Genomic DNA, 6,565 nt, shown 5'->3' on the forward strand with positions numbered 1-6,565 from the left:
ACTATCTCCCTGAAGTGACCTGTATCTCTTCATCCTGACCGCAGTCGTCGGCAAACTCAACCCTTTCATTTAACGGGAGAAGGCCGCGCCAGCCAAACTGCGACAGCGCGCGCATCCAGACGTCGTCAAGGCCAGCGCGAATAACCAGCGGTTCACCGGTAAAAGGATGCGTTAACGATAGCTGGCTGGCATGAAGCATTAGCCGATCGCAGCCAAAGTGTTCGGCCGCGCTGCGATTCTGCCGCAGATCGCCGTGTTTACTGTCGCCGATAATCGGATGGCGAAGATGGGCAAGATGACGGCGCAGCTGGTGCTTACGTCCGGTTTTCGGTTCCAGCTCCACCAGGCTATAGCGGGTGGTAGGATAACGTCCGGTCGCCACCGGCATTTCTATCGTCGCCAGGCCGCGATAATGGGTGACCGCCGGCTGCGGATCTTTATTTTCGCGGGCGAACTTATCGGCAATTTTATCCAGCTCCTCAACCAGAGGATAATCAAGCTCCGCTTCTTCGCTCAACCAGCCGCGGGCTATCGCATGATAGCGTTTCTGCATTTGATGCTGCTCGAACTGCTGCGACAACAGTCTTCCCGCTTCGCTCGACAGTCCCATTAGCAGCACGCCGGAAGTCGGCCTGTCGAGGCGGTGAGCGGTGAACACGTGCTGGCCTATCTGGTCGCGCACGGTCTGCATCACCACCACTTTTTCATCACGATCCAGCCAGCTACGATGCACCAGCCAGCCCGAAGGCTTGTTCACCGCTACCAGCCACGGGTCCTGATATAAAATCTCCAGCATCAGGCGTCGCCGCCGGCAAACAGCGCATCCAGCAGAAGCAGCTCGGCAAGCACCCGCTCGCGCACGGGATGAGCATTATCCAGGGCCATCTCATAGTAGGGAGCAACGGCGAAATTTTGCGGCAGCGGCATGCCGCTTTCCAGAAGCTGATGCATGCGCGGTATTAATACCCACTGCAGCCATTCAAGCGGCTCCATGGTGTCGAGGCAAAACGGCTGTTCGCTGGCAAACGCGCGGCTGTCGGGAGCGTTATCCTGCCAGTGTTCCGTTTCGCGCAGCAGCGCTTCAATGACGAGCAGGCGCTCGCGCACGCGATGGTCAAGAGTCATGGGAAACCTCGATGAGTTGAAAACCGGCGCAGAATAGCAAATTCAGAAGAGAAATAAAAAAAGGGAGCACTGTATAAACAGTGCTCCCGGTTCGTTTTGCAGCAATCCAGCTACATTGGTGCTCCCTGCTCGTCCTTGAAAACTTTTCCTGAGGTCTCCTGACCATGTTCATCCGTAAACTGTTGCATCCTGCTTTCACACCACCCCGATGTGAAATAACTCATCCGTAAGTCTATCCCGATCTTCCTGATCCACCGGGCATCCTGACCGGCTCTCTTTCTCCTTCCTGGAGGTGTCCTTTACGCAATCCTGCGCTATCCTGTGCTTCATCCTGAAGCCTGTCCTTGCGACGCCGTCCTGGCGGGTCCTCTCGAAGCGTCATCATCCTGATGTTCACTTCATTTATCGACTCCCTGTCGACGTGTATAGAATCCCTGATTCCGCCCCGTCTTACAACCCTTGTTAAGACAATATCTTAAGATTTATCGTCTTCATGATGAATCATAAAACCATTAACCATTTGAAATTAATGTATTTTATTGAAATAGTATTTGCAGGGGATCGCCTCAAATGATGACGATCTCTTACAGGTCTTGTAAGAGATCTCTCACAAAAGCTCAGGAACTTTAGATTACAGAACGGGCTTAAGGGAATTAAGGAAACTCGCAAGCGAGGGAGAAAGGGTCGTACGTTTACGGGTCCCGAGCGTTTCTTTGATCACTTCGCCGCTCATATTACAGACCGAAATGACGTCCAGTTCGCTGTCCAGCGTGGCGATAAACAGCGTGGGCGACAGCTTCAAACGCTTTTGCACCAGCAGATGGCCAATCAGATTTTCCTGCACCCGCTGGAAGTCGTCCGGACTCCAGGTTTGCAGCAGCGTCATGCTCTCATCGGCAAAACGTGCCTGCATATCGCCGGCAAACTGAGTGGTATAATAAGCATGAAGCGGTTGTTGTACCACAATCTCCAGCGCCCGTTCAACCGCGTTAATGTTTTGTTCTAAAGAAAACGGCTGCGGCTGCCAGAAAACGCCATCATCATCCGTGGCGCTGATGCACGGCGACGGAATGCCGTAAAGCTCTTCGCTACGCGGCAGGCTGGAGCGCTGCTGCTGCCACGCCTCACAATAACGTTGGGTAAATGCTTGTAGCGCTTCTGCGGTTTGCTGATCCACCGGTTTCTCTCTTCACGTTAGACAGGATACACTTGGCATATAGTGTAACCGCTTTAACTATGGTGAAACATGTCTTCTTACGATAACCACCAGGCGCTCGCCGGCCTGACGCTCGGTAAATCAACCGATTACCGCGATACTTACGACGCCAGCCTGCTTCAGGGCGTACCGCGCAGCCTGAACCGCGATCCGCTGGGCCTGCACGCCGATAGCCTGCCGTTTCACGGCGCCGATATCTGGACGCTGTATGAACTCTCCTGGCTGAATGCGAAAGGCCTGCCGCAGGTTGCCGTGGGCCACGTTGAGCTCAGCGACACGACCGTGAATCTGGTGGAATCAAAAAGCTTTAAGCTCTATCTCAATAGCTTTAACCAGACGCGTTTTGCCGACTGGCAGGAGGTCGAGGCGACGCTGGCGCGCGATCTCAGCGCCTGTGCGCAAGGGGAAGTCAAGGTGTCGCTGTATCGCCTCGATGAACTCGAAGGCCAGCCGGTGGCGCATCTGCACGGCACCTGTATTGACGATCAGAATATTGAAATTGATAACTATCAGTTCAGCGCTGATTACCTGCAGGATGCCGCTGGCGGCAAAGTGGTAGAAGAGACGCTGGTAAGCCATTTACTGAAATCCAACTGCCTGATTACCCACCAGCCCGACTGGGGTTCGGTACAGATCCGCTATCGCGGGGCAAAAATCGATCGCGAAAAGCTGCTGCGCTATCTGGTTTCGTTCCGCCATCACAACGAATTCCACGAACAGTGCGTAGAGCGCATCTTCAGCGATATTCAGCGTTTCTGCCAGCCGGAAGCCCTTTCCGTTTATGCGCGCTATACGCGGCGCGGCGGCCTGGACATCAACCCGTGGCGCAGCAACACCGATTTTGTTCCGGCCATCGGCCGCCTCGCTCGCCAATAGTAAACATTTTCACAATTTGCGTGCGTTAACCCGCGCGCAAGGTTGTGAAAACGCCATCAGCAGGGCTATTGTAATCACAGGAAGACGATAATCGTCCTGTAAGGAGTTCACTTGATTACACATGTTAGCCCGCTTGGTTCAATGGATATGCTGTCGCAGCTGGAAGTGGATATGCTTAAACGCACCGCCAGCAGTGACCTGTATCAACTCTTTCGCAACTGCTCGCTTGCTGTGCTCAACTCGGGGAGCCTGACCGATAACAGCAAGGAGCTCCTGTCTCGTTTTGAAAACTTCGATATTAACGTGCTGCGTCGCGAACGCGGCGTGAAGCTGGAACTGATTAACCCGCCGGAAGATGCTTTCGTTGACGGGCGTATTATCCGTTCCCTGCAGGCCAACCTGTTTGCCGTACTGCGCGATATCCTGTTTGTCTACGGCCAGATCCATAACACCGTCCGCTTCCCGAATCTCGATCTTGAAAGCTCGGTGCATATCACCAACCTGGTGTTCTCTATTTTGCGCAACGCCCGCGCCCTGCACGTCGGCGAAGCGCCAAATATGATTGTCTGCTGGGGCGGCCACTCGATTAACGAAAACGAATATCTCTACGCTCGCCGCGTCGGCACTCAGCTGGGCCTGCGTGAGCTGAATATCTGTACCGGCTGCGGGCCGGGCGCCATGGAAGCGCCGATGAAAGGCGCTGCCGTCGGCCACGCGCAGCAGCGCTACAGAGACAGCCGCTTTATCGGCATGACCGAGCCGTCCATTATCGCCGCCGAGCCGCCTAACCCGCTGGTCAACGAGCTGATCATCATGCCGGATATCGAGAAACGTCTGGAAGCCTTCGTGCGCATCGCTCACGGCATTATCATCTTCCCGGGCGGCGTAGGTACAGCGGAAGAGCTGCTCTATCTGCTGGGCATTTTGATGCATCCGTCGAACAAGTCGCAGGTTCTGCCGCTGATTCTTACCGGGCCAAAAGAGAGCGCCGATTATTTCCGCGTGCTGGATGAGTTTATCGTCCATACGCTGGGCGAATCCGCCCGTCGCCACTATCGCATTATCGTTGACGACGCCGCTGAAGTAGCCCGCCAGATGAAAAAAGCAATGCCGATGGTGAAAGAGAATCGTCGCGAGACCGGCGACGCTTACAGCTTCAACTGGTCGATGCGCATTGCTCCGGATCTGCAGATGCCGTTCGATCCTACCCATGAGAATATGGCCAATCTCAAACTCTATCCGGACCAGCCGGTAGAAGTGCTGGCAGCGGATCTCCGCCGCGCCTTCTCCGGTATCGTCGCTGGTAACGTCAAAGAGGTGGGCATCCAGGCTATCGAGAAATTCGGTCCGTATAAAATTCACGGCGACCCGGCAATGATGCGCCGCATGGACGATCTGCTGCAGGGCTTCGTCGCTCAGCATCGTATGAAGCTGCCGGGCGGCACCGCCTATATCCCCTGCTACGAAATCTGTTCCTGAGTTCTCTTCTGTTCTTCTCCCGGGCAGCGGTTCGCGCTCTGCCCGGGCAACGCTTCCTCGCCAGGCCACAGTACTGCTGCCCCGCTCCCTCGTTCATCACTCAGCGCGTATTATTTCCAAATGATTCATTTACTTTGTGAATTTTCCAGATGCATTTTTACAAAGCCAATCGTTTGCGTTTCCAGATACAGCAATAAATATCACCAGGAAAAACGCCTTTTAACGCAAAAACGTCGATAACATCGCATTTTTACAGTAAAAACCTCGTTATTACGTCACACCACTATTATCTCATATGCTGAAAATGATAGCCTCCGCGCCACAATTCTCTGGCTGATCACCAGAAACAGGCTGTTGGACTAAAAATACGCACATTAAAAGTGGATTATTGCATTTGGGATCGCGATCACTGATGCATTCACCATATAAATGTATCTTCCCGCACCAATTGTTACGGAGAAAATGCCTAAAAAACCGTACACAAACGAATTTCATATTATTTAGTCGTTTTTTTTCATTAGATTTTGTTGCTTCCTCCAGGAGATACAGATGGAAACCACTCAAACCAGCACCATCGTTACGGATGCTACCCGTAGCGGTTGGCGTAAGACGGACACCATGTGGATGCTGGGCCTGTACGGCACGGCTATCGGCGCGGGCGTACTGTTCCTGCCGATCAACGCCGGCGTCGGCGGTATGATCCCGCTGATCATCATGGCGATTCTGGCCTTTCCGATGACCTTCTTCGCCCACCGCGGAATGACCCGTTTCGTGCTGTCCGGTAAGAACCCGGGCGAAGACATCACCGAAGTCGTCGAGGAGCACTTCGGCGTCGGCGCAGGTAAACTGATTACCCTGCTTTACTTTTTCGCCATCTACCCGATTCTGCTGGTATACAGCGTGGCGATCACCAATACCGTCGAAAGCTTTATGGCGCACCAGTTGCACATAACGCCGCCGCCGCGCGCCATTCTTTCCCTGATTCTGATTGTCGGCATGATGACTATCGTGCGCTTCGGCGAGCAGATGATCGTCAAAGCGATGAGCGTGCTGGTATTCCCGTTCGTGGTCGCGCTGATGATTCTGGCTCTGTACCTGATCCCGCAGTGGAACGGCGCGGCGCTGGAAACCCTCTCCCTGAGTAGCGCTACCGCCACCGGCAACGGCCTGTGGATGACCCTGTGGCTGGCAATACCGGTGATGGTATTCTCTTTTAACCACTCGCCGATCATCTCCTCCTTCGCCGTTGCTAAACGCGAAGAGTACGGCGAAGGCGCTGAGAAAAAATGCTCCAGCATTCTGGCCCGCGCGCACATTATGATGGTGCTGACCGTTATGTTCTTCGTCTTCAGCTGCGTACTGAGCCTCTCCCCGGCGGATCTGGCGGCGGCAAAAGAGCAGAACATCTCGATTCTGTCTTACCTGGCGAACCACTTTAACGCGCCAATCATCGCCTGGATGGCGCCGATCATCGCGATGATCGCCATCACTAAATCCTTCCTCGGCCACTATCTGGGCGCTCGCGAAGGCTTTAACGGCATGGTGATTAAATCCCTGCGCGGTAAAGGCAAGTCCATCGAAATCAATAAACTGAACAAAATCACTGCCCTGTTCATGCTGGTCACCACCTGGATTGTGGCAACGCTGAACCCAAGCATCCTCGGGATGATCGAAACCCTGGGCGGCCCGATCATTGCGATGATTCTGTTCCTGATGCCGATGTACGCCATTCAGAAAGTCCCGGCTATGCGCAAATACAGCGGCCACGTCAGCAACGTTTTCGTGGTGATTATGGGCCTGATTGCTATCTCCGCGATTTTCTACTCTCTGTTTAGCTAATATCCCCGGGGGGGGGGGGGGGGGGGGGGG

General features: G+C 54.2%; 6 protein-coding genes. 3 read left to right on the top strand and 3 right to left on the bottom strand.

Annotated features, from left to right (window positions below; genetic code table 11):
• Position 1 precedes the first annotated feature (1 nt).
• From truC to syd, 3 genes are all read right to left on the bottom strand, one after another.
• Entirely contained in the window at positions 2–796 is a 795-nt protein-coding gene (gene truC, locus ABLV75_RS09810; protein ID WP_004105035.1) for a tRNA pseudouridine(65) synthase TruC, read from the bottom strand.
• On the bottom strand, positions 796–1,125 hold the full coding sequence (locus ABLV75_RS09815; RefSeq protein ID WP_004105037.1) for a YqcC family protein: 330 nt from the start codon (positions 1,123–1,125) through the stop codon (positions 796–798). The genes truC and ABLV75_RS09815 overlap by 1 nt, the downstream gene beginning before the upstream one ends.
• Before the next feature lie 631 nt (positions 1,126–1,756).
• Positions 1,757–2,302, bottom strand: coding sequence for a SecY-interacting protein (syd, locus tag ABLV75_RS09820; protein ID WP_004105039.1), 546 nt, complete (start codon positions 2,300–2,302; stop codon positions 1,757–1,759).
• Positions 2,303–2,371: 69 nt separating this feature from the next.
• Between syd and queF the strand changes: the two genes are divergently transcribed.
• From queF to ABLV75_RS09835, 3 genes are all read left to right on the top strand, one after another.
• The gene (gene queF, locus ABLV75_RS09825) at positions 2,372–3,217 is read left to right on the top strand and encodes an NADPH-dependent 7-cyano-7-deazaguanine reductase QueF (RefSeq protein WP_004105041.1); all 846 of its coding nucleotides are present in this window, start codon (positions 2,372–2,374) and stop codon (positions 3,215–3,217) included.
• Positions 3,218–3,328: 111 nt separating this feature from the next.
• Positions 3,329–4,696, top strand: coding sequence for a nucleotide 5'-monophosphate nucleosidase PpnN (gene ppnN, locus ABLV75_RS09830; RefSeq protein WP_004105045.1), 1,368 nt, complete (start codon positions 3,329–3,331; stop codon positions 4,694–4,696).
• A 549-nt stretch (positions 4,697–5,245) separates the two neighbouring features.
• Positions 5,246–6,535: an HAAAP family serine/threonine permease gene (locus ABLV75_RS09835; RefSeq protein WP_004105047.1), complete on the top strand. Its 1,290-nt coding sequence runs from the start codon at positions 5,246–5,248 to the stop codon at positions 6,533–6,535.
• Positions 6,536–6,565: the final 30 nt, after the last annotated feature.

The organism is Klebsiella sp. CN_Kp066 (assembly GCF_040065135.1).
Taxonomy (GTDB): Bacteria; Pseudomonadota; Gammaproteobacteria; order Enterobacterales; family Enterobacteriaceae; genus Klebsiella; species Klebsiella oxytoca.

What these genes read in the sequence shown, in the direction of transcription:
- truC (WP_004105035.1), bottom strand. Translation starts at nt 796, where the DNA reads ATGCTGGAGATTTTATATCAGGACCCGTGGCTGGTAGCGGTGAACAAG.
- ABLV75_RS09815 (WP_004105037.1), bottom strand. Translation starts at nt 1,125, where the DNA reads ATGACTCTTGACCATCGCGTGCGCGAGCGCCTGCTCGTCATTGAAGCG.
- queF (WP_004105041.1), top strand. Translation starts at nt 2,372, where the DNA reads ATGTCTTCTTACGATAACCACCAGGCGCTCGCCGGCCTGACGCTCGGT.
- ABLV75_RS09835 (WP_004105047.1), top strand. Translation starts at nt 5,246, where the DNA reads ATGGAAACCACTCAAACCAGCACCATCGTTACGGATGCTACCCGTAGC.